The organism is Micromonospora sp. NPDC023644 (assembly GCF_040640115.1).
Taxonomy (GTDB): domain Bacteria; phylum Actinomycetota; class Actinomycetes; order Mycobacteriales; family Micromonosporaceae; genus Micromonospora.
In genome coordinates this window covers 1-22,512 of sequence record NZ_JBFABA010000057.1, presented here as the reverse complement: position 1 = coordinate 22,512, position 22,512 = coordinate 1, and the positions used below count along the sequence as shown (strand labels likewise).

The window sequence follows — 22,512 nt, the reverse complement described above, 5'->3', positions numbered from 1 at the left end:
GTCGACTGTCAGGAATCGGGCAGCCTCCCGGTCGCCGGCGGCCGGCCCCGACCGACGATCCTCACGCGACCGAAGGAAAGCGTTTACCATGGCCATGACATCGAGGGAGGTGGATCGCTAGCGGCCGCGACGAGGCGGTCGCGCGGCCCTCCCGCAGTCCGGAGTGGCCCTCGCGGTGCGCCCGCGCGATCGCGACGGCCGCCCCTCGCCAGCCGAAGGAGCCCCATGACACCCCCCGACCCGGACAGACCCCCCACCCGCCGACGCCTCGCCCTGGTGGCCACGGCCGCCCTGGCGCTCGTCGGGGCCGCCGCGGCCGTCGGTCCGCGGCCCGCCGCGGCGGCCACCGTCGACCCCGGCGTCAGCTACGTCCTCGTCAACCGGCACAGCGGCAAGGCCATGGACCTGTGGGGCTGGTCCACCGCCGACGGCGCGCCGGTCAACCAGTACGCCCGCAACGACCTGGCCGTGCAGCAGTGGCGCTTCGTCGACGTGGGCGGCGGCTACCACCAGATCCGCTCGGCGCACAGCGGCAAGGTGCTGGAGCTGCCGAGCGCCGCAGACGGCGTCCAGCTCGTCCAGAACACCGCCGCCAGCGGCAACACCCGCCAGCACTTCCGGCTCGCCGACTCCGCCGGTGGATACGTCCGCCTCGTCAACCGGCACTCGAACAAGGCGCTCGACGTGTGGCAGTGGTCCACGGCGGACGGTGCGATGATCTCGCAGTACCAGGATCTCGACGGCGCCAACCAGCAGTGGCAGCTGGTCGGCCTCGGCTCCGGCGGGGGCGGCTGCGGCAGCGGCGCGTTCCAGGCCGAGGCGGTGCTCAGCGGCGGCACCTGGACCGCCCGCAACGGCGCCACGACGGTGCACACCGGCAGCGACATGCGCGCCGCCGTCCAGGCCGCCGTGAACAGCCTCAGCGCCGGGCGGACCAGCAAGCAGCGCGTCGTCGTCCGCGGCTCCGGCTCGATGAGCGCCGGCGCACGGATCTCCCTGCCCAGCTACACGGCGATCGACGTGTGCGGCACGATCAACGTCACCGGCTCGGGCAGCGGTGACCAGGCACCGATCTACTCCCGCGGCACCAGCCACGTCGAGGTCGGGCACCTCACCGTCACGGGCACCCCGCTCTACGGCATCTTCCTGCGCAACGTGACGGACGTCGTCCTCGGCCGGATCGACATGCGCCTCGGCGGCGGGCTCGGCATCCGCATCGACAACCGCGGGGACACCAGCCAGTGGACCCGCAACGTCCGGATCGACAGCGCGTACGTCTCCGGCGCCAGCTCCCACGCGGTCGAGACGTACGGCGTGGACGGGCTGACCATCGGCACCGTCACCGCGCGCGACGTGGGCGAGTCGGGCCTGCTGCTCAACCAGACCGTCAACGCCACGGTCACCACCGTCGACGCCGAGAACGCCGGCGCCGGCACGGGGTACGCCGCCTTCCGGATGGCCAACCGCAACGGGCGCGTCGGCTCCGGCTACCCGACCAACGTCCGGGTGGGCACCGTCCGGGCGCGCGGCGGCGGCCGGGGGATCTTCTGCGTCTCCGAGTCCGGCGGCGCCGTCATCGACCGGGTGGACATCGCCGACACCGGCAACAACGCGATCCTGATCGAGAACTGCCAGGGGGTGGACATCGCGGCCGGCGGCGGCACGATCAGCGGCGGCGGCGAGGTGCGGCTGGCCGAGCGCTCCGAGTTCCCCGGCAACCGGGACATCACGCTGCGCAACTTCACCCTGGTGAACAGCCGGATCATGGAGAACCCCTGCGCGGACAACCTGACCATCAGCAACGTCGGCCTGAGCAACTCCACGATCGTCCGCTGCTGACCGGGCCGGGCCCGGCACGCCGCTCCGGCCGTCCGGGGCCGCTCCGGCCGTCCGGGGTTCCGGTCCGACCGGGGCGCCGGATGGTCGGGCGGGGCGCGGACGCCGCGCGGGCGGACCGCGCCCCGCCCTCCCGTCCGGGCGGTCCCGGCCCCGAGGGGGGCGGGGCGGGGTCCGCCCGGACGGAGAACGTGCCGGTCAGCCCGCGACGGAGCGGAAGACCGGGTAGTAGCCGCCGGACTGGCCGGCCGCGGTCGGGTGGTACGAGACGCCGAGGCTGGCGTAGTTGAGCGCGTGCAGCCACTTCTCGCCGTAGCTGCAGAGCTGGTGCCCGACGAACTGCGACCGCACGTCGGCGAACTTGAAGCCGGCGGCGACGGCGGCGCTGCGGGTGATGTCGTCCACCAGGTTGATGCCCTCGTTGATCTTCGCCCGCGAGGTGGCGCTCAGGCCGACGCAGACCGTGCCGAGCTGGTAGAAGACCGGGTAGCCGACGACCACCACGCGGGCGTTGGGCGCCCGGGTCTTGATGCCGTTGTAGACGTTGCGCAGCAGGCCGGGCAGCTGGGCGCGGGCCTTGTCCTCGGCGGCCTGGACGGCGGCGACGCACTGGGTGGTGCCCTGGAGCACGCAGGTGGACATGATGCTGGCGAACCCGACGTCGTTCCCGCCGACCGTGACGCTGACCAGGCTGGTGGTGGAGCTGAGCGCCGACAGCTGCGTGTTGATCACGCTGGTGGTGGTGGCACCGGAGCAGGCGACCGAGCGGTACGACGCCGGCTTGATGTTGGCGGCGTACAGGGCCGGGTAGGCGTTGGTGCTGCGCTGGCAGGAGCCGCTCTCGCTGGTGTAGCTGCCGGCGCCCACGCCCGAGGCGTACGAGTCACCGAGCGCCACGTAGCGGTCGGTGGCTGCGGCCTGGGCGGGCGCGGCCAGGGTGAGGCTGACGCCGAGAGCCGTGGCCAGGCTCAGGGCGAGGGAAACGAGACGGGTTCTCCGCACGTCGCACTCCGGGGGTAGGAGGAATCGAGTGCGAGATTGATATCACCGAATATTTGTGAACGAAAGATCTTGCCGAAAGATTTAGGGGTAGCGGCAAAGATGTACCGGGTTCCCGTACCCGGGCCGCCCGCCGGCAGGGGTGGCACGCCCCGGACCGGGGCCTCGGCCGTACGCCGCCGTGGGGCCACGGCTCGACGGACGCGGCCCCGGTCCTGGGGTGCGCGGGCGGGCGGGACGTCAGCGGGACGCCCCGCCGGGGCCGGTGGCCGTCGCCACGAACATCGTCTGCACCTGCTCGGCGGCGTCGAGCCCGGGCACGGCGTGCGCCTGCACGTCGACGAAGCCGGCCCGGCCCAGGGCCGCCCGCCAGCCCGCCACGTCCAGCAGCGGGGACGCCGGCACCCGCGGCTCGTCGGCCGCGTGCCGCCACCACCCCTCGGCCAGGCCGAAGGTCAGCGTGTTGTAGTCGAGGCGGCTGGTCATCTCGTTGACCACCAGGATGCCGCCCGGCTTGAGCAGCGCGTGGCAGTGCCGCAGCGCGGTGGAGATCCGCAGGGTGGCGTGCAGGACGTTGCTGGCCAGGACGACCTCCATCGAACCGGGCTCGAAGCCCTGGTCCTCGGGCGCCCCCTCCACGTTGTAGCGGGCGAAGTCGACGTGGGGCCGGGTGACGCCGAAGCGCTGCCGCCCCAGCCGCAGGAACGCGGGCCCCACGTCGGTGTAGAAGTAGCGCACCCGCTCCGCCCGGTCCGCCAGGGCGTCCAGCACCGGGCCGGTGGTGCCGCCGGTCCCCGCCCCCACCTCCATGACCTGGGCGAAGGACCGGGGATAGCGCCGCAGGAACTGCCGGACGTGCTGCTGCACCCGCGCGGCGCAGAGCCGGTTGTAGAAGTCCAGCTGGACGTTGTCGCGGTAGATCGCGGCGACCAGGTCGGCCGAGCCGCCCGGGAAGAGCACCTCGCTCGCCGGTCGGTCGCCCCGCACCACCTCGATGAGCTGCGTCTGGCAGGCGACCAGCAGCGGCACGTACCCGGCGGCCTCCGGGTGCTCGCGCCGCAGCGCCGCCGCCGTCGCGTCGACCGCGTCGTCCCCGGCGAGCCCGGCCGCCTCGGCGGCCCGTTCCGTCACGGCGAGCCGGTCGTCCCGCCGACGCAGCAGGTCGGCGCGTTCGAGCAGGTCGAGCAGGGCGTCGCCGAGCCGCTGGTAGCCGGATGCCACCGCGAGGCGGGCCAGGATCTCGTCCCGGCCGGCGGTGGTCCCGGCAGCGGGCAGCACGCCCGCGGCGGCCAGCCGGGCCGCCAGCAGCCGCCGCCCGAAGTCCGTCACCGCCTCGAAGGAGGCCCGGAACCGCGCATGGCGTTCCTGGTCCACGTCCACGAGCGGCGACGGCGTCGCCTCGACGTCCGGTGCGGTCACGATGCGCCCTCCACGGTGCTCATCCGGCGGTGCCGGTCAGGTCAGGTGCCCGGTCACGGTCGCCGCGGCACGGGGTGTGGTCGGCCGGCCGTCGAGCTGCGCGGTCAGGTCCGCGAGCAGCTCCGTCCGCGCCGGCACGAGGTAGAAGTGGTCGCCGGGAAACGCCCGCAGCCGGAAGCCGCCGGTGGTCAGCTCCGCCCAGGCGGCGACCGACTCCCGGTCGCAGGCCGGATCCCCGGTGCCGAGGTACGCGCTGATCGGCGCGGACACCGCCCGTGCCGCGCGCGGCAGGTAGCCGTGGATCAGTCGCAGGTCCGCCCGGAGCGCCGGCACGACCAGCTCCCGCAGCTTCGGCGAGCGGAAGACCACCGGATCCACCTCGCCGAGCGCGGCGATCCGGGCGAGGAACTCCTCGTCGTCGAGGTCGTCGGGGCGCTGGTCGAGGCGGGTGACGTGCGGTGCGCCGTGCCCCGAGACGAACAGGACCCTCGGCACGACCCCGAGCCGGTCCTCCAGCCGGATGGCCACCTCGTAGGCGACCGAGGCGCCCATGCTGTGGCCGAACAGGGCGAGGGGGCGGTCCAGGTACGGCGTGAGCGATTCGGTGACCCGGTCGGCGAGCAGGTCCATCTCCTCGACGCACGGCTCGGCGAGCCGGTCCTGCCGGCCCGGGTAGCGGACGGCGAGCAGGTCGACGGAGTCCGGCAGCCGGGCCGCCCAGGGCTGGAAGAAGCCGGCCGAGCCGCCGGCGTGCGGCAGGCACACCAACCGCAGCCCCGCGTGCGCGCCGCCCCGGAACACCCGCAGCCACGGATCGCCGCCGGCGGGGCGGGGCGGGGACATCTGGGGCACCTTCCTCGGTCGCGCCGGTCAGTCCGACATCGCCACCAGCACCCGGCGGTCACCCGTGTAGGGGCGCCGGCCGTGCGCGGTGAGCACGTTGTCGATCAGCAGCAGGTCGCCGACCCGCCAGTCGACGTCGACCGCGGCCGCCAGGCCCCGGTCACGGATCTGGGTGACGTACTCGTCGGGAATCGGGGAGCCGTCGGCGAAGGTCACCGACTGGGGCAGCTCGTCGGGCCCCATCACCTGGGTCATCACCCTGGCGATGTCGTCGTCCAGGCCGGCCGGGTGCCACTGGTCCGCCTGGTTGAACCACACCTCGGCGCCGGTGACCGGGTGCCGCAGCGTGGCCGGCCGGAGCTGGGTCACCCGCAGCCCGTCGGCGGTCCACTCCCAGGTGGCGCCGGCGCCGGCGAGGAACTCCTCGACCTCGTCGCGGCTGTCGGTCTCGAAGGTCTCCCGCCAGCTCTTGCCCAGCCCCATGCCGTCGTGCAGGTTCTGCTGGTAGCGCAGGCCACCGGCGAAGTCGGCGCGCAGCTGCGGGTCCAGCGAGTCGAGCCACAGCGCGGCGTCGACGACCGGGGTGGCGCCGCCGGTCTCGGCCGCGATCTGGCAGAAGAAGAGCAGCCGGGCGGGCCACCGGGCGGCGTACGACAGCTCGTTGTGCATCGAGATCGTGTAGCGGGCCGGGTACTCGGTGGAGGTGTAGACGTTGCGGCCCACCTTGGTACGGGGCGAGTTGCCGTGCACGTAGGCCAGTCGCCTCGGCAGCAGCAGGTCCATCACCGGGTCCAGGGTCTCCGGCCGCACCCCGAAGCCACGGAAGACGAGCGCCTTCTCGGCGGTGAGCACCTCCGCCAGGTCCAGCTCGCGGAGGTGGCCGACCAGACCCTCGGCGCTCGGCGCGCAGCCGGCGCTCTCCGGGGTGATCTCCAACGGCTTCCAGCTCGCGTGCTCGGTCATTCCAGGGGCTCCTCACCGTCTGAGGCTGTGCGATCCGTTGCAGGGTCCGTGGCGCCGCTATATTTCGTCGATATCGCCGGCCGTCGGGCCCGTACGGCTCACCCGGTGCGCGCCTTCCCCACCACCGGCTCCCCCTCGGCCTCCGCGCGCCCCGACCCGGCCTGCTCGGCCTCGGCCTGCTCGGCCTCCGCGTGCTACCCCTCGGCCTCGGCGCGTTCGGTCTGCGCGCGCTCCGACTCGGCGGCGGCGCGACCGCCGAAGCCGAGCACCGCGAGCACCGCGATCACCCCCATCGCCCCGCCCACGATCAGCATGGCCGTGGTGACGTCCGTCGAGTCGAGCAGGAAGCCGGCGAAGAGCGCCCCGAGCGAGTTGGCTCCCGAGCTGAGCAGCATGACGATCGAGCCGGCCCGCCCGCGCAGGTGGTCGGGCGCGGACCGGAGCACGTAGAGCATCCCGGCCACGTTGCTGATGCCGGCGCCATAGTGGATCAACGCGAAGATCGCGCCGAGCACGACGAGGCCCGGGGCCAGCCCGATCAGCGGCATCAGCACCGCCCAGGCGATGTTGACCCCCATGATGATCCGGCGGATCCCCCAGCGACGCAGGTAGAAGTTGCTGGTCATCGCGCCGGCCATGCCGAGCACGCTGTTCACCACCAGCAGCATGCCGACCGTGGGTGGCGACCCGCCCCGGGCCTTGACGATCACCACCAGCCCGAGCCCGAGCACCTGGAACAGGATGTTGCTCGCCGCGAAGAGGCCGAGGGCGCGGCGCAGGTAGAGCTGGCCCCAGACGAAGGCGAAGCCCTCCCGCATCCGGGCCAGCAGCCCGCCGGGCTCGTCCGCCCGCGCCTTCGGCGCCTGCAGGTCCCGCCGGACGAAGAGCAGGGTGACCAGCGAGACCACGTGCATCAGCACGGCGAAGCCGAACGGCGCCCAGCGGGTCAGCGCGTACAGCAGGGTGCCGGCCGGCTGGCCGAGGATGCTGGCCGCGTTGGCCCGTGACTCGTTGGCCGCCGTCGCGGCGCCGTACCGGTCGGCCGGCACCACGTTGAACACCGCGGCGCGCTCGGCCAGGGCGTAGCAGATGCCCAGGCTGGCCTCCACGAACGCGACGGCCATCAGGTGCGGCAGCCACACCGCGTCGCGGGCGACCGCGACCGCGACGCTGCCGATCGCGACGATCCGCCCGGCGTTGCAGAGGACCATCGTGCGGCGCCGGTCCCAGCGGTCGACCAGCGCGCCGGCCGGCAGCTGGGTGACCAGGTTGGGCAGCAGCGCGGCGAAGGTGACCAGGCTGGCCGCCGTGGCCGATCCGGTGGACCAGAAGACCAGCAGGGTGTAGCTGATCGAGGTGGCCCGGGAGCCCAACGCGGAGACCCCGGAGCCGACCCAGAGCAGCAGGAAGTCACGGTTGCCGGTCAGGCGGCCCGGCTGCCGGGACGTGGCCGCCGGGCGCCCGACCGCGCTCACGACGCGGACCCGGCGGGGGCGGTCCGGCACCAGTCGAGCACGGCCATCGCGCTGTAGAGCTTGTTCTCCGCCTGCTGGAAGGCGATGCTGGCCGGCCCGTCGAGGACCTCGGCGGTCACCTCCTCCCCCCGGTGCGCCGGCAGGTCGTGCATGAAGACCGCGTGCGGGCTGCGCCGCCACAGCTCCCGGTCCACCTGGAACGGGGCGAAGCGCACCCGCCAGTCGGGGTCGGGCTTGCTGGTGCCGGTGGTCTGCCAGCGGGTGGTGTAGATGGCATCCAGGTCACCCGGCAGGTCGTCCATGTGGTGCCGCTCGACGAGCTGGGCGCCGCAGCGCTGCGCCTGCGCCCGCGCGACCGCCGCGATGCCGGCCGGCAGCCCGTACCCCGCCGGGGTGCGCAGCTCCAGCTCGACGCCGGGGAAGCGGGTCAGCGCCAGGGCCAGTGCCGTCGCGGTGTTGTTGGCCTCGCCCAGGTAGAGCAGCCGCAGGTGCTCGATCCGGCCGAAGCGGCGCAGCAGGGTGGTCAGGTCGGCCAGCGCCTGCGTCGGGTGCTCCTCGGCGCTCATCGCGTTGATCACGGCCATCCGGTGCTGCCGCGACCAGTCGCGCATCTCCTCCGGGTCGGCGGCGGTCCGCGCCACCAGCACGTCGAGCATGCCCGACAGCACCCGGCCGGTGTCCGCGCTGGACTCGCCGGTGTTGACCTGGAGGTCGTCCGGCCCGTACTGGATGGTCTTCGCGCCGAGCCGCAGCGCGGCGACGGTGAACGCGGTCCGGGTCCGGGTCGACGTCTTCACGAAGTAGGTGCCGACCACCCGCTCGGCCAGCGAGCTGGCGGACTCGCCGGCGGCGAACCTCGCCCCCCGCGCCACGATCGAGTAGAGGTCGTCGTCGGTCAGGTCGCGGATCGACACGAGGTGCCGCACCTGCCGGGTCGGTGGGTCGGTGACCGTGGCGATGCCCGGTACGGTCGTCATCACATTTCCTCCGTCAGTGCGGTGTCGGACGCCAGCCGCGACACGACCTCGTGGCCCGCGTCGCCGTTGGTCAGCAGCACCAGCCCGGACCCGTCGGGCACCCGGCCGGCGGTGAGCGCGCGGTAGCCGGGGACCCGGCCGCGGTGGGTGAACTCCACCCGCGCTCCGGCGGGCCCCTCGATGCGGTCGACCATGCAGCCGAGCCCGAAGACGCCGCCCGGTCCGGCGGTCAGTTGCGCCACCGCCAGCTCCTGGCTCAGCAGGGCCGCGCCGCCCTGGTGCGCGAGGTGGATCTCCCTGACGAGCTGCGCCAGGTCGGTGGCGGTGGTCCAGAGACCGGCCGCCGCCGGGTCCGTCCGCACCTGCCAGCCACCCGGCAGCGGCTCGCCCCGCTCGTCGTGCCCGACGGCCACCGGCCGGCCGGACGTCTCCGGGAAGCGCTGGTCGAAGCTGCTGCCGGTCATTCCCGCCGGGTCGAAGACCAGCTCGGCCATCAGGTCGGCGAAGGGCGTCGCGGTGACGTCCTCCATGAGCTGCTGCACCACCACGAAGTGGCTGTTGCGCTCCACCGCGACCGGGTCGGGCGCGTCGAGCGCCCGGACCGGGCCGGTGGGCACGCCCCGGCCGTGCAGCACGTCCGACAGGGTCGGCACGGGGCCGCCACGCGGGTGCCCGGTGCTGCCCGTCGGGGTCAGCCCGGCGACGTGGCAGAGCAGCTGCCGCAGGCTCACCGGCCGGTCGGTGGGCAGCTGCCAGCCCTTCAGGTACGCGTTGACGTCCGTGTCGAGGTGGAGCTGGCCCCGCCCGACGAGGACGAGCGCGCCCACCGCGGCGACCAGCTTGCTGACCGAGCCGACCTGGAAGATGGTCGCCGGGGTCACCGGCGCGTCGCCGCCGGCCGTGCGGTGCCCGGCGGTGCGGACCTCCACCAGCTCGCCGTCCGCGAGCAGGGCCAGCGACGCGCCGGGCACCCGGTGGGCGGCGAGCAGCGGCTCGACGGGCGGCAGCACCGCGGCGGTGCGCGCCACGCCGGCCCGTGCCGCCGGGCCGGCGGACGCCGCCGCCCGGGTCGGGGTGAGCGAGGCGGCCAGCTCGGCCAGGGTCCGGTCGAGCATCGCCGCCCGCAGCGTCAGCGGGACACCGGCCTGCCGGGCCGCCGTGACCACCGGTACGACCAGCAGCGAGTGCCCGCCCAGGGCGAAGAACCGGTCGTGCCGGCCGACCCGGTCGACCTGGAGGACCCGGGCCCAGATGTCGGCGATCGACTGCTCCAGTCCCGGGCGGGGCGGGACGTGGCCGGCCGCCCCGGCCAGGCCCACCGGGGGCAGCGCCCGACGGTCGACCTTGCCGTTGGCGTTGAGCGGGATGGCGGGCACCGGGACGAAGACGCTCGGCACCAGTTGGCTCGGCAGCCACCGGGCGCAGTGCTCGGCCAGGTCCGGCGCGTCGCCGACGTGGTAGGCCACCAGCCGGGGCCCGCCCGGGCCCGTCGACTCGACGGTCACCACCGCGTCCCGCACGCCCGGATGGGCGACCAGCACCGCCCTGACCTCGCCGGGCTCCACCCGGTGGCCACGGATCTTCACCTGGTCGTCGACCCGGCCGAGCAGGTCCAGCTGCCCGTCGGGCAGCCATCGTCCCAGGTCACCGGTCCGGTACAGCCGTCCGCCGTCCGCGTCGAACGGATCGGGCACGAACCGGTCGGCGGTCAGGGCCGGCCGGCCGGCGTAGCCCCGGGCGAGACCGGGACCGCCGAGGTGGACGTGGCCGACCACGCCCACCGGCACCGGTTGCAGGTCGGCGTCGAGGACGTAGGTCCGCATCCCGCCCAGCGGCCGGCCGATCGGCGCGACGTCGGCCGGCAGCGGCCCGGTGACCGGGTAACGGCTGACCGCCACGGTCGCCTCCGTCGGCCCGTACTCGTTGAGCAGCACGGTGTCCGGCGCGAGCGCGTGCCAGCGGTCGCAGACCTGCCGGGTCAGCGCCTCGCCGCCCAGCACCAGCAGCGGGGTCAGGGCGGCGGCCCGGTCCGCGCCGAGCTGGCGGGTCAGCAGGTCGAGGTGGCCGGGGGTCAGCTTGACGAAGCTGAACGGGCCGGCGTCGGCCAGCCGCGGGCCCAGCTCGTCCAGGCCGGCGTCGGGCGGCAGCAGCCACAGCCGCTGCCCGGTGACCAGCGGCGCCCAGATGCTGGTGACCACCATGTCGTACGCGACCGACGAGAAGAGCGCCGCGCCGCCGGTGCGGTCGGAGATGAGTTCCTCGGCCGCCCAGCCCAGATAGTTGGCGAGGCCGCGGTGGCTGATCTGCACCCCGTTCGGCCGGCCGGTCGAGCCGGAGGTGAAGATGACGTACGCGAGGTGGTCCGGGTCGGGCCGGCCGGCCGGCGGGTCGGCGGGCAGCGCGGCGATCCGCCCGGCGTCGCGGTCGAGCAGCACCAGCTCCACGCCGGTGAACCGGTCGGCGTGGCCGGTCGAGGTGACCACCACCGTCGCCCCCGCGTCGGCGAGCATCGCGGCGACCCGCTCGGCCGGGTGCCCCGGGTCGATCGGCAGGTACGCGCCGCCGGCCCGCCAGACGCCGAGCAGGGCGGCGACGAGGTCGACGCCCCGGTCCAGCAGCACCCCCACGACCCGCTCCGGGCCGATCCCCACCCCGCGCAGGTGGTGGCCGATCCGGTTGGCCGCCGCGTCCAGCTCGGCGTAGGTCGTACCGTCGACGGCCTCCGCGTGCGGGGTCGCGGCGGCCCGCGCCGCCACCCGGTCCGGGACGAGGTCGGCGCAGCCCGGCGCGGCCGAGGAGTTCCAGCCCACCAGCACGTCGTGCCGCTCCCCGGCGGGCAGGTACGCCGCCCGGGGGTCGCCGTCGGGGTCGGCCACCATGGCCTCCAGCACCAGCCGGTACATGCCGGCCAGCCGCGCGGCGTCGGTCCGGCCCATGGCGTGGTTGTCGGTGCTCAGTTCGAGCCGGCCGGCGCCCGCGGCGACGGCGAGCGCGAACTCCGAGGTGCTCGCGCCGATCCGCTCCACGGGCGCGGTGCGCCCGCCGGCCACCTCGGTGAAGTCGAGGTAGCTGAAGTAGACGTCGGTGAGGCGGGCCCCGCGGCCGGGGGTGCGGATGGCCGGCGCCGGGTAGCGCCGGTGCGGCCACAGGTCGGCCTCGCGGGCGTGCACCCGCTGGATGAATTCCCGCCAGCTGGTCGCCTGCCGGTCGTGCGGGAACGGCAGGGTGTTCAGCGACATGGCGTAGACCCGCTCGCTGCCCACCACGTCGGGCCGGGTGTTGCAGACCAACCCGCTGTAGAAGGTCGGCTCGTCGGTGAGCTGGCTGAGCACCTTCAGGTGCGCGGCGTGCAGCACCGCCTTGAGCGACACCCGGGCCGCCGAGGCCAGGGCCCGCAGCCGCGGCTCCAGGTCCGCGTAGGACACCACCTCGGTGTACGGCTGGAGCGCGGCCGGCGCGGGCGGCGCCCACGCGGCGGGGAGCAGGAACCTCGGGTGCCGCTGGACCACGTCCTGCCAGTAGCGCCGGTCGGTCTCCGAGGCCAGGGCGCGCAGCTCGCCGGCGACGAAGTCGGCGAACCGCACCCCGGGCGGGGCGGCGACGTCGGGCTCCGCGCCCGCCCGCCGCGCGCGGTAGCGGTCCAGGATCTCCATCACCAGGGCGTGCAGGCTCCAGCCCTCGATGATCACGTGGCAGATGGTGAGCACCAGCCGCCAGCTCCGGTCGGTCTCCAGGCACACCGTGAACCGCAGCAGCGGCGCCCGCTCGACGTCGAACAGCTCCTGGTACTCCTCGCCGACGAGCCGGCGCACCAGGGCCGTCCGGTCCGCCTCGGCCTGCCCGCGCAGGTCGCGGATGCCGACCGGGACGTCCACCGCGCGGTGCACCAGCTGCATGGGCACCGAGTAGCCGGTGGTGTCCACCGAGGTGCGCAGCACGTCGTGCCGGGCCACCGCCTCGTCGACGGCGGCCCGCAGCGTCGCCAGGTCGAACGGCTCGTCGTCGGGGATCAGGAACGAGACGACGTTGTGGTAGTGGTTCTGGCCGTTGTCCGCCAGCATCTCCAGCAGCATGCCCAGCTGCACCCGCGACAGCGGGTACGCGTCGTCCAGGCCGGCCGGCAGCAGCGGCAGGTCGGCGGGGGCGACCAGCTCGAAGGGCTCGACGGGGCGGTCGACCGGCGCCGGGGCGTCCCGGCTCGCCAGCACCTCGCTGAGCGCCCGGACCGTCGGGTGCCGGAAGATGTCCGCGACCGTCACGTCCAGCCCGGCCGCGCGCATCGTGCCGGCCAGCACCAGCGCCGTGATGGAGTGCCCGCCGAGGTCGAAGAAGCCGTCGGCGACGCTCACCGCCGGCAGGCCCAGCACGTCGGCCCAGACGGCGGCCACCCGCTCCTCCAGCGGCCCCGCCGCGGCGACGAAGTCCCGCCCCGGCAGCGTCGCGCCGGTGGGCGCGGGCAGCGCCCGCCGGTCCAGCTTGCCGCTGTTGTTGCGCGGCAGCTCGTCCAGCACCACGAACGCCGACGGGACCATGTACTCCGGCAGGCTGCGCGCCAGCCCGGCGCGCAGCGACCCGACCTCCGGCAGAGGCTCGCCGCCGGCCACCAGGTACGCGGTCAGCCGGGGATCGGCCGGGTCGTCCGCCCGGAGCACGACGACCGCCTCCGCGACACCGGGCAGCGCGGTCAGCGCCGCCTCGACCTCGCCCGGCTCGATCCGGTAGCCCCGCAGCTTCACCTGGTCGTCGAGGCGGCCGAGGAACTCCACGCTGCCGTCGGGCAGCCGGGTGGCCAGGTCGCCGGTGCGGTACATCCGGCTGCCGGGCGGGCCGTACGGGTCGGGCAGGAAGCGCCGCGCGGTCAGCTCGGGCTGGTCGAGGTAGCCCCGGGCCACCCCGTGCCCGGCCAGGTACACCTCGCCGGGCACCCCGATGGGCGCCGGGTGGCCGTACCGGTCGAGCACGTACATCCGCACCCCGGACAGCGGCCGGCCGATCCGGCTGCCCACCCCGGGCGCGAGGTCGGCCCGGGTGATCCGGTGGTAGGTGGAGTAGACGGTGGTCTCGGTGATCCCGTACATGTTGACCAGCGCCACCCGGGCCAGCCCGAGGCGGGCGGCCCACGGCGCGAGGTCGGCGAAGTCGAGCTTCTCCCCCGCGACCACCACCGCGCGCAGCGACAGGTCCCGGATCCCGGGGGCGTCCTCGGCGGCGAGCCGGACGAGCCCACGCAGCGCCGTCGGGGTCTGCGCCAGCATGGTGACCCGCTGCGTCACCAGCAGGTCCAGCAGGTCCTGCGGCACCCGGGCCACCTCGCGGGGCACCAGCACCAGCCGGCTGCCGTGCAGCAGCGCCCCCCACAGCTCCCAGACGGAGACGTCGAAGGCGTACGAGTGGAACAGCGCCCACACGTCGGTCTCGTCCACCGCGTAGTGCTCCTGCGCGGCGTCGAGCAGGCGCAGCACGTTGGCGTCGCTCACGCAGACGCCCTTGGGCCGGCCGGTCGAACCGGAGGTGTAGATGACGTAGACCAGGTCGTCCGGGTCGCGGGCGATGCCCGGATCGGTCTCCGGCTGCCCGGCCAGGTCGCCGGCGTCCAGCAGCACCCGCCGCCCGTCGAAGCCGGCGAGCAGCTCCGCCTGCGCGCAGGTGGTCACCACGGTCCGCGCCCCGGCGTCGGCCAGCATGTAGCCGATCCGCTCGGCGGGCTGGGCCGGGTCCAGCGGCAGGTACGCCGCCCCCGCCTTGAGCACGCCGAGCAGCGCGGGCACCAGGTCCGCGTCCCGGTCGAGGCAGACCCCGACGACGGTCTCCCGGCCGGCGCCGGCCGCCCGCAGGTGGTGCGCCAGCCGGTTGGCGGCCGCATCGACCTGGGCGTACGTCAGCTCGACGGCGCCGGCCACCACCGCCACGGCCTGCGGATCGCGGGCCAGCTGGGCCTGGAACAGCTCGACCACGGTGCCGGTGACCGGCTCGTCCGCGCCCGGGTCGGTGACGCCGAGCAGCCGGTCGCGCTCGCCCCCGGGCACGCAGACCGCCTGGCAGTCGCCGTCGGGGTCGGCGACCATCGCCTCCAGCACCGCCCGGTACATGCCGGCGATCCGGTCCAGGTTGGCCCGGCTGACCAGCCCCGCCCGCGCGGAGAGCGCGTAGCGGCCCCGCTGGGCGAAGCAGGAGAGGTCGAACTCGGTGGCGCCCTCGCCGGCGTTGCCGGTGACCACCGGGCCGGAGCCGTCGCCGCCCTGTGTCGCGCGGGTGAAGTCCTGGTAGTTGAACAGGACGTGCAGCAGCCGGTGGCCGGCCTCGCGCTGCATCTCGGCCAGCGGGAAGCGCCGGTGCGGCCAGAGCGCGACCTCCCGGTCGAACACCGCGGCGACGAGGTCCCGCCAGCTGCGGGCGGACCGGTCGTACGGGAACGGCACCGTGTTGAGGTACATGCCCTGCACCCGGTCGGCGCCGAGCACCTCGGGCCGGGCGTCGCAGACGAGGCCGGCGTGGAAGCCCGGCTCGCCGGTGAGCTGGCTGAGCACCTTCAGGTGCGCGGCGTGCAGCACCGCCTTCACCGACACGTCGGTGTCGCGGGCCAGGGCGCGCAGCGCCTCGTCCAGGTCGGTGAAGTCGACCGTGGCGTCGACCGTGGCGTCCGGCGCGTCCGGCTCGCCCCAGCCGGTGGGCAGGGTGAACGGGGCGCGCCCGTCCCAGACCGACCGCCAGTGCTCCCGGTCGGCGGTCGACTCCAGCGCGGCGAGCTCGGCGGCGATGAAGTCGGCGTAGCGCACGGCCGGCGACTCGACCGGCCGCGGGGCGCGGCCGTCGACCAGTTCGGCGTACGCGTCGAGCACCTCGGTGACCAGCCGCGCGCTGCTCCAGCCCTCGGTGACGACGTGGCTGATGGTGAAGGTGAACCACCAGCTCTCGTCGCTGTCCAGGTGCGCCGTGACGCGCACCAGCGGCGCGGTGGAGACGTCGAACGGGCGGGCCCGCTCGGCGGCGACGAACTCCGCGAAGAGCGCGGCGTGCCGCTGGGCCGGGACGCCCCGGCCGTCCTCGACGCGCACGTCGGGCTCGGCAACGGCGTGCACGAGCTGCATCGGCACCGAGTAGTCGACCAGGTCGAACGACGTGCGCAGGATCTCGTGCCGGGCGACCACGGCGCGGACCGCGCCGCGCAGCGCCTCGGCGTCGAACGGCCGCCCGTCGCGGACCTGGTGGGCCAGGACGCTGTGGTAGACCGCGCGGTCGCCGCTGACGGCCGACTCCACCAGCATGCCGAGCTGGGTGCGCGACGCCGGGTAGGCGTCGACCAGGCCGCCGGGCAGCCTGGCCCGGTCGGCGGCGCCGATCAGCGCGTACGGCGCGACCGGGCGGAACTCGTCGGTGTCGGCGTCGCCCAGCGCGGCGGCCAGCCGGCGGACGGTGCGGTGCGCGAAGACGTCCCGCACGCTGGTGCGGTGGCCGGCGGCGCGCAGCGTGCCGACCAGGGTGACCGCGAGCATCGAGTCGCCGCCCAGGTCGAAGAAGCTGTCGGTGGCGCCGACCTGCGCCACGCCGAGCACCCGCGCCCAGATCCCGGCGATCTCCGCCTCGATCTCCCCGGCCGGGGCCTGGTACTCCCCGGTGGCGTACGAGCCGGCGTCGGGGGCCGGCAGCTGGCGTCGGTCGACCTTGCCGTTCGGGTCCTTCGGGACGGCGTCGACGGTGACGTAGGCGGCCGGGACCATCGCCTCCGGCAGCGCCGCCAGCAGCCGCTCCCGCAGGCGGGCCGGGGCCGGTGCGTCGCCGGTGGCCGGCAGCACGTACCCGACGAGGACGCGCCGGCCGTCCTGCTCGCGGACGGCGGCGACGGCGTCGGCCACGCCGGGGCAGGCCCGCAGGGCCGTCTCGATCTCCCCCAGCTCGATGCGTACGCCGTGCAGCTTGACCTGGGAGTCGAGCCGGCCCAGGAAGTCCACGCTCCCGTCCGGTCGCCACGCCGCCGCGTCCCCGGTGCGGTAGAGCCGCGACCCGGGCGGGCCGTACGGGTCGGGCACGAACCTCTCGCCGGTCAGCCCCGGCCGGCCCAGGTAGCCCCGGGCCAGCCCGACCCCGCCGACGCAGAGCTCGCCGGGCACGCCGACCGGCACGGGCTCGAGCCGCGCGTCGAGGACGTACAGCCGCAGGTTCGGGTGGGGCGTGCCGAGCGGCACCCGGGACAGCCCGGCCAGGGCGTCGGCGGTGCACCGCCAGCTGCTCACGTCGACGGTGGCCTCGGCCGGGCCGTACGTGTTGTGCAGCTCGCAGCCGGGCAGCGCGGCCAGGAACGCCCGCGCCACGTCGACGGCGATCTCCTCGCCGCCCACCGCCACCGACCGCAGCGACCGGCACCCGGACAGCCCCTCGGCGAGCAGCGCCGGAAGCATCGACGGCACGAAGTGAACGGTGGTGACGCCCTCGCGGGCCATCAGCTCGCAGAGGTACGCGGGGTCGCGGTGCCCGCCGGGGCGGGCCACCACGATCCGGGCGCCCGCCGACAGGGCCGCGTAGACCTCGGCCGGGGAGACGTCGAAGCCGATCTCGGTCTTCTGGAGCACGACGGCGTCGGAGTCCAGCCGGTAGACCTGCGCGCCGACGTGCCCGGTGCGGTTGACCAGGGCCCGGTGCGACAGCAGCGAGCCCTTGGGGCGGCCGGTGGAGCCCGAGGTGTAGATGACGACGCTGCCGTTGTCCGGGTCGGTGAGCGGCTCCGGGTCGGTCGGCGGCCGGTCGGCCCAGGCGTCCGGGTCGTCCAGCAGCACCACCGTGGCCTCGACCGGCGGCAGCTGCGCCCGCAGCTCGGCGGTGGTGAGCAGCACCGGGGCCGCCGCGTCGGTGAGCATGAACGCCAACCGCTCCGCCGGGTACGACGGATCCAACGGCAGGTACACCCCACCGGCCTTGTGCACCGCCAGCATCGCCACGACCTGCTCGACCGACCGGTGCGCGCACACCCCGACCAGGACCTCCGGCCCCACCCCCAGCTCCCGCAGGTGGTGCGCCAGCCGGTTCGCCCGGCCGTTGAGTTGCCCGTACGAGAACGACACGCCCTCGGCCGTGATCGCCACCGCGTCCGGCCGCCGCGCCGCCTGCGCCTCGAACGCCGCCGGCAGGTACCCGCCGACCTCGACGCTGCGGCCCGGGGCGAATCGGGCGAGCTCGGCGCGTTCCCCGGCCGGCAGGCGCGGCGCCGCCGCGTCCCCGTCCGGGTCGGTCACCATCGCCGTCAGCACCTCGCGGAACATCGCCCCGATCCGCACCAGGGCGGCCGGGTCGGCGGTCCGGCTGTCGCTGACCAGGCGGACGGTCCCGCCGCCCGCCCCGACCGACAGGCCGAACTCGGTGGCCCCGGGCCCGCCGACCTCGACGAGGTCGGTGCCGGCGGCGGTCGCCTCGGTGCCCCCGCCGCCGTCCTGCCGGCTCTCCACGTAGCCGAAGACGACGTCGATCGGGCGGGAGCCGGCACCGGCCAGCCGCGCCACCGCCGGCAGCGGGTACCGCCGGTGCGGCCACAGCTCCACCTCGCGGTCGAACACCGACCGCACCAGCTCCCGCCACGTGCCCGCCGAGCGGGCGTGCGCGAACGGCAGCACGTTGATGTACATGCCGTGCACCCGCTCCGCGCCCCGCACCTCCGGCCGCGCGTCGCACACCAGGCCCGTGTAGAAGGCGGACTCGTTGGTGAGCTGGCTCATCACCGTCAGGTGCGCGGCGTGCAGCACCGCCTTGACCGAGGTGCCGGTGTCGCTGGCGAGGCGGCGGACCGCCGCGTCCAGGTCGTTGACGTCCACGGTGTACCGGCAGACAGCTGCCGCGCCGGAGCGGTCGCCGAAGGCGTCCGGGAGGGTGAGCTTCGGCCGGCCGGTCACCACCGCCCGCCAGTGCGCGACGGTCTCCGGCGAGCGCAGCGCCTCCAGTTCGCCGGCGACGTGGTCGGCGTACCGGACGGCGGGGGGTTCGACCGGCGTCGGCGCCTCGCCCCGGCTGCGTCGCCCGTACTCGCCGAGCAGCTCGGCGAGCAGGGCGTTGAGGTCCCAGCCACCGGTGACCAGGTGGCTCACCGCGAGGGTCAGCCACCAGGCCCCGGCGCCGTCGGCGTGCGCGGCGACGCGCAGCAGCGGCGCGTCCGACTCCAGGTCGAAGGGGGTACGCCGCTCGGCGGCCAGGTGCTCGGAGTGAGCGGCGGCCGGGTGCACGGCGACCGGCACGGCGGTGCTCGCGCGCACCAGCTGCATCGGCACCGAGTAGCCGGTCAGGTCGACCGAGGTGCGCAGCGTCTCGTGCCGGGAGACCAGCGCGTCGACCGTCGCCTGGAGCGCGTCGGCCGCGAACGGCCGGCCGTCGTCGACCCGGACCGACTGCACGACGTGGTACAGCGACCTGCCGGGATCCTTCTGGATCTCCACGGCCATGCCGACCTGGGCCTGCGTCGCCGGGTACGCGTCGACCAGCCCGCCGGGCAGCCTGGCCCGGTCGGCGGCGTTGATCAGCGCGTACGGCTCGACGGGGCGAAAGGCCCCCTCCTTGGCGGTGTCGGCCTCGGCGAGGGCGGTGACCAGGCGGCGGATCGTGCGGTGCGCGAAGATGTCCCGCACCGTGACGTCGTGGCCGGCGGCGCGAAGCGACCCGACCAGGGTCACCGCCGTCATCGAGTCGCCGCCCAGGTCGAAGAAGCTCTCGGTGACGCTGACCCGGTCGAGGTCGAGCACCCACGACCAGACGCCGGCCATCGCCGACTCCACCGGGCCGTTGGGCCGCTCGTAGCGGCCCCGGGCGTAGGACCGCGCGTCCGGCGCCGGCAGTTGCCGCCGGTCGACCTTGCCGTGCGGGTCCACGGGGACGGCGTCGACCGTGACGTAGGCGGCCGGCACCATCGCCTCCGGCAGCTCGGCCAGCAGCCGTTCCCGCAGCTCGCCCGGGGTGGGGGCGGCTGTGCCGTCGGTGACGAGGTAGCCGACGAGGGTGCGCCGGCCGTCCTGCTCGCGGACCGCGGCGACCGCGTCGGTCACCCCGGGGCAGGCCCGCAGGGCCGTCTCGATCTCCCCCAGCTCGATGCGTACGCCGTGCAGCTTGACCTGCGAGTCGATGCGGCCCAGGAAGTCGACGGTCCCGTCGGGCCGCCACGCCGCCGCGTCCCCGGTGCGGTAGAGCCGCGACCCGGGCGGGCCGTACGGGTCCGGCACGAACCGCTGCGCGGTCGCACCGGGCGCCCCGAGGTAGCCCCGGGCCAGCCCGAGCCCGCCGACGCACAGCTCGCCGCGCACCCCGACCGGCACCGGTTGCAGGTGCTCGTCGAGCACCCGGACGGTGAGGTTGGTGAACGGGGTGCCGAGCGGCACCCGGGTCAGCCCGCGCAGGGCCTCGGCGGTGCAGAGCCAGCTGGTGACGTCGACGGTGGTCTCGGCTGGGCCGTACGTGTTGTGCAGCTCGCAGCCCGGCAGCGCGGCCAGGAACGCCCGCGCCACGTCGACCGCGATCTCCTCGCCGCCCACCGCCACCGACCGCAGCGACCGGCACCCCGCCAGCCCTTCGGCCAGCAGCGCCGACAGCATGCTCGGCACCAGCTCGACGGCGGTGACGCCCTCGCGGACGATCAGCTCCCGCAGGTACGCCGGGTCGCGGTGCCCGCCGGGGCGGGCCACCACGATCCGGGCGCCCGCCGACAGGGCCGCGTAGACCTCGGCCGGGGAGACGTCGAAGCCGATCTCGGTCTTCTGGAGCAGCACCGCCCCCTCGTCGAGGCGGTTGATCCGCCGGCCGGCGTACGCGGAGCGGTTGACCATCGCCCGGTGCGGCACGAGGACGCCCTTGGGCTGGCCGGTCGAGCCGGAGGTGTAGATGACGTAGCAGCCGCTGTCGGCGTGGGTGAGCGGCGCGGGGTCGGTGGCCGGCTGGCCGGCCCAGGCGTCCGGGCCGTCCAGCAGCACGGTGACCGCCTCGGCCGCCGGGAGCTGGCCGCGCAGCTCGGCGGTGGTGAGCAGCACCGGGGCCGCCGCGTCGCTGAGCATGAACGCCAACCGCTCCGCCGGGTACGACGGATCCAACGGCAGGTACACCCCGCCGGCCTTGTGCACCGCCAGCATCGCCACGACCTGCTCGACCGACCGGTGCGCACACACCCCGACCAGGGCCTCCGGCTCCACCCCCAGCTCACGCAGGTGGTGCGCCAGCCGGTTCGCCCGGGCGTTGAGGTCCCGGTAGCTGACCCGCGTGCCGTCGCAGGTGAGGGCCACGGCGTCCGGCCGCCGCGCCGCCTGCGCCTCGAACGCCGCCGGGGCGTACCCGCCGACCTCGACGGTGCCGCCGGACGACCAGCCCTCGATCTCGTCGCGCTCGGACGACGGCAGGCGGACGGCGACCGCGTCGCCCTCGGGGTCGGCGACCATCGCCGTCAGCACCTGGCGGAACATCGCCCCCACCCGGGCCAGCGCGGCGGGACCGAAGACGTGGCTGTCGCCGACCAGGTCGAGGAAGCCGCCGGCGGCGGTCACCTGGAGGGCGAACTCGGTGCCGCCCTCCCCGGCGATGGCCTCGAAGTCGACGGACTCGTCGGCGACGGCCCCGGCGCGGCGGAACTCGGTGTAGTCGAAGACGACGTCGATCGGGCGGGACCCGGCACCGGCCATCCGCTGCACCGCCGGCAACGGGTACCGCCGGTGCGGCCACAGCTCCACCTCGCGGTCGAACACCGACCGCACCAGCTCCCGCCACGTGCCCGCACCACGCGCGTACGCGAACGGCAGCACGTTGATGTACATCCCGTGCACCCGCTCCGCGCCCCGCACCTCCGGCCGCGCGTCGCACACCAGCCCGGTGTAGAACCGGCCCTGGTCGGTGAGCTGGCTCATCACCTTCAGGTGCGCGGCGTGCAGCACCGACTTGGGCGACACGTCGAGGGTCGACGCGAGCGCGCGCAGCTTCGGCTCCAGGTCCTGGTAGCTGACCCGGGTGCGCAGGCTCTCCCGGGGACCGTCGGTGCGGCCCCAACCGTCCGGCGGGGTGAAGCCGGCGTACCCGTCGACGACGCCCCGCCAGTACGCCTCGTCCTCGCCGGCCTTCAGCGCCGTCAGCTCGGCGGCGACGAAGTCGGCGTACCGGACGGCGGTCGGCTCCGGCGACTCGGGCACCATGCCGGCGCTGCGCCGCTCGTAGCAGCCGATCAGCTCGACCAGCAGGGTGTTCAGGTCCCAGCCGCCGGTGACCAGGTGGCTGACGGCGACGGTGAGCCACCAGCCCCGCTCGTCGGTGCGGTGCGCGGCGACCCGCAGCAGCGGCGCCGGCTGGTCCAGCTCGAAGGGACGCGCCCGCTCCGCGTCGACGTACGCCCGCAGCCGGGCCTCGACGTCCCCGCCGGTCAGCTCCGTGACCCGCACGTCGACCGGCGCCTCGGCGTGCACGAGCTGCATCGGCACGGAGAAGCTGGTGAGGTCGAACGAGGTGCGCAGCGTCTCGTGCCTGCCGACCACGTCCCGCACGGCGGCCCGCAGCGCGTCGGCCGAGAACGGCCGTCCACTGTGCACGCGGAAGCAGCGGACGATGTGGTACAGCGACTTGCCGGGGTCCTTCTGGATCTCCACGGCCATGCCGACCTGCGCCTGCACGGCCGGGTACGCGTCCACGAGCCCGGCGGGCAGGGCGGCCCGGTCGGCGGCCGTCAGCAGGGCGAAGGGCGCGACGGCCTGGAAGGCCGGCGCCGCCGGTGCGGCGTCCTTGGCGCCGAGGTGCCCGGCCAGGGCGGCGACCGTGCGGTGCAGGAAGACGTCCCGGACGGCCACCCCGAAGCCGGCCGCCCGCAGCGCGCCGACCAGGGCGACCGCGCGCAGCGAGTCGCCGCCGAGGTCGAAGAAGCTGTCCTGGGTGCTGACCCGCTCCAGGTTGAGCACCTGGCCCCAGATGCCGGCCAGCTGGGCCTCCAGCTCGGTCGCCGGGGCGACGTACGCCCGGTGTGCGGGCACCGCGTTGTCCCAGAGGGCGGCCCGGTCGACCTTGCC

General features: G+C 75.1%; 8 protein-coding genes. 1 reads left to right on the top strand and 7 read right to left on the bottom strand.

The genetic code is table 11. The features are described 5' to 3' along the window. Positions 1 to 225: 225 nt before the first annotated feature. Positions 226 to 1,839 (top strand): RICIN domain-containing protein, encoded by a 1,614-nt coding sequence (locus tag AB0G08_RS26300; protein ID WP_358092435.1) that lies wholly within the window; start codon positions 226 to 228, stop codon positions 1,837 to 1,839. Between the two features lie 195 nt (positions 1,840 to 2,034). Here the strand turns inward: AB0G08_RS26300 and AB0G08_RS26295 are convergent, their stop codons facing one another. The 7 genes from AB0G08_RS26295 to AB0G08_RS26265 form a co-directional block, all read right to left on the bottom strand. Next, positions 2,035 to 2,838: an SGNH/GDSL hydrolase family protein gene (locus AB0G08_RS26295; protein WP_358092433.1), complete on the bottom strand. Its 804-nt coding sequence runs from the start codon at positions 2,836 to 2,838 to the stop codon at positions 2,035 to 2,037. A gap of 237 nt (positions 2,839 to 3,075) precedes the next feature. Then, on the bottom strand, positions 3,076 to 4,254 hold the full coding sequence (locus AB0G08_RS26290; RefSeq protein WP_358092431.1) for a class I SAM-dependent methyltransferase: 1,179 nt from the start codon (positions 4,252 to 4,254) through the stop codon (positions 3,076 to 3,078). Between the two features lie 36 nt (positions 4,255 to 4,290). Continuing rightward, on the bottom strand, positions 4,291 to 5,097 hold the full coding sequence (locus AB0G08_RS26285) for an alpha/beta fold hydrolase (RefSeq protein ID WP_358092429.1): 807 nt from the start codon (positions 5,095 to 5,097) through the stop codon (positions 4,291 to 4,293). A 27-nt stretch (positions 5,098 to 5,124) separates the two neighbouring features. Beyond that, positions 5,125 to 6,060 (bottom strand): TauD/TfdA family dioxygenase, encoded by a 936-nt coding sequence (locus AB0G08_RS26280; protein ID WP_358092427.1) that lies wholly within the window; start codon positions 6,058 to 6,060, stop codon positions 5,125 to 5,127. 194 nt (positions 6,061 to 6,254) lie between these two features. Next, positions 6,255 to 7,535: an MFS transporter gene (locus AB0G08_RS26275; protein WP_358092425.1), complete on the bottom strand. Its 1,281-nt coding sequence runs from the start codon at positions 7,533 to 7,535 to the stop codon at positions 6,255 to 6,257. Continuing rightward, the gene (locus tag AB0G08_RS26270) at positions 7,532 to 8,512 is read right to left on the bottom strand and encodes an ornithine carbamoyltransferase (protein ID WP_358092423.1); all 981 of its coding nucleotides are present in this window, start codon (positions 8,510 to 8,512) and stop codon (positions 7,532 to 7,534) included. The genes AB0G08_RS26275 and AB0G08_RS26270 overlap by 4 nt, the downstream gene beginning before the upstream one ends. Beyond that, positions 8,512 to 22,476, bottom strand: a complete 13,965-nt coding sequence (locus AB0G08_RS26265) for an amino acid adenylation domain-containing protein (RefSeq protein ID WP_358092421.1) — start codon at positions 22,474 to 22,476, stop codon at positions 8,512 to 8,514. Before AB0G08_RS26265 ends, AB0G08_RS26270 begins: the two co-directional genes overlap by 1 nt. Positions 22,477 to 22,512: the final 36 nt, after the last annotated feature.

Excerpts from the sequence above, each read along its gene's own strand:
- AB0G08_RS26300 (WP_358092435.1), top strand. The coding sequence starts at position 226 with ATGACACCCCCCGACCCGGACAGACCCCCCACCCGCCGACGCCTCGCC.
- AB0G08_RS26285 (WP_358092429.1), bottom strand. The coding sequence starts at position 5,097 with ATGTCCCCGCCCCGCCCCGCCGGCGGCGATCCGTGGCTGCGGGTGTTC.
- AB0G08_RS26280 (WP_358092427.1), bottom strand. The coding sequence starts at position 6,060 with ATGACCGAGCACGCGAGCTGGAAGCCGTTGGAGATCACCCCGGAGAGC.
- AB0G08_RS26270 (WP_358092423.1), bottom strand. The coding sequence starts at position 8,512 with ATGACGACCGTACCGGGCATCGCCACGGTCACCGACCCACCGACCCGG.